Below are 1,877 nucleotides of genomic sequence, written 5' to 3'. Positions count from 1 at the left end.
CATCGGGTAGGGAGAGGGGTCACCCCCTCAGCCCTCCCACACCACCGTACGTGCGGTTCCGCATACGGCGGTTCATCAAGAACGCTGGAGGCGCTGCTGTGTATCCAGCAGCGAGACCAGCCCCTGTCGGTCGAAGTAGCGTTTCGGGAAGGCCGCGTTCATGTGGCTCGCTCCGGCGTTCCACCATGGCCCTCGCCCATTACGCGACGATTGCCATGCGCGTGCTTCCGTGAGTCCCCTTCGACGTAACATGATCGCGCGGGCACCCCGGCGCTTCGCCTGTCTCCATAGAAGACTGCGCATTCGCCGTCTGACCCACCCGTCCAGTTCCTCCAACGCGCCTTTGACCTCCGTGTACCGGAAATAGCTTATCCAGCCGCGAAGCACCGGGTTCAGCGCCTCGATCGTCTGCGATACGCTACGCCCTCGACCCGGACGCATCAGCTCCCTGACCCGCGCCGTCAGCCTCTTCAGGCTCTCCGGTGCGATTCGCAGCCTCGCCTGACGATGCATCGTCACGCTGTAGCCCAGGAACTTGCGCGTCCACGGCCGTGCACACGTGCTCTTCGATTCGTTGATTCGCAGCTTCAGGCGCTTCTCGAGAAACGCCTTCATCTGCATCAACAGCCGCTCGCCCGCCGCCTTGCTTCGAACATAGATGTTGCAGTCGTCTGCATAGCGGCAGAACGCGTGGCCGCGTCGCTCAAGCTCGCGGTCCCAGTCCGTCAGCAGGATGTTCGACAGCAGCGGCGAGAGCGGCCCGCCTTGCGGCGTACCCTCCCGTCGCACCGTCACCATCCCGCCTCGCATCAGGCCCGCCTCCAGATACCGCCGGATCAGCTTGAGCACCCGATCATCCTTCACCTGCCGGGCCACCCGCGACATCAAGATGTCGTGGTTCACCCGGTCGAAGAACTTCTCCAGATCGATGTCCACCACCCAGCGGCGGCCTTCCTGCACATACCGCCGTGCCTTCAGCACCGCCTGCTGCGCGCTGCGCTGCGGCCTGAAGCCGTAGCTCGACTCGGAGAACCCCGGCTCGAAGATCGGTTGGAGTACCTGGTGCAGCGCTTGCTGGATCAGCCGGTCCAGCACCGTCGGGATGCCCAGTGTCCTTACCCCGCCAGCAGGCTTCGGTATGTCCACCGCGCGCACCGCCGCCGGCATGTATTGCCCCGCCAGCAGCGCCGCCTTCACGCTCGGCCAATGCATCTTCAGCCAGTCCTTGAACTGCTCCACCGGCAAGTCATCGACTCCCGGCGCGCCACGGTTCTCGACCACCCGTCGATACGCCAGCCACAGGTTGCTGCGCTCTACCACCGCCTCCATCAGCGATGGTCCCTCCGCTTTCGTTTGCCCGGTAGCCGCCGTGCCAGCCTCCGCACCACGCGCGCCATCCCCGGAGTTCCGCCCCGGCTCCTGCGTCATGGCCCCGCTCTCACGGGCTTGTGCTTCATCGGCTCGCATCGAGTCTCCACCGTCCTAATTGCGGTCCTTCATGTTCGGGCCTTCGGCCTCGCGGCCTACTATGCCCTCTGCTGACTTCTGCACTGCCATCCCGACGCCTCTCGACGCCAGTAGCACTTCGGCAGCCGTACAGATCTCCCCGGGTATTACGCACCCACCTTCACGCTTATGCCTGTCGGATATACGCCGCATCGTCCCGGACAAGTTTCGGGCTTCGGCCGCTTTGGCTGCCTTACCCCGATGCGTCGCCTCTTATCCGCTTCCTGTTCGTCAGGCCAGCGCTTTGCCTCCGGCTTCCTTCAGACTCGCAGTCGCCCGCAACGCCCTTGCCATTGGCTAACACTTCCCCTTGCCGGGCGTGTAGAGGACTTTCACCTCCAAGTGAGTGCGCCCTGCCGGGCGCACCAAAA

1 protein-coding gene is annotated in these 1,877 nt (G+C 64.5%); it reads right to left on the bottom strand.

Going from position 1 to position 1,877, the window contains the following annotated elements:
- Positions 1-75: 75 nt before the first annotated feature.
- Positions 76-1,467, bottom strand: a complete 1,392-nt coding sequence (gene ltrA, locus J8I33_RS34175) for a group II intron reverse transcriptase/maturase (RefSeq protein ID WP_209939991.1) — start codon at positions 1,465-1,467, stop codon at positions 76-78.
- Positions 1,468-1,877: the final 410 nt, after the last annotated feature.

The organism is Burkholderia sp. AcTa6-5, from assembly GCF_017815075.1.
Classification (GTDB): Bacteria; Pseudomonadota; Gammaproteobacteria; order Burkholderiales; family Burkholderiaceae; genus Burkholderia; species Burkholderia sola.
The sequence above is the reverse complement of the archived record's forward strand: the minus strand, read 5'-3'. Positions and strand labels throughout refer to the sequence as shown.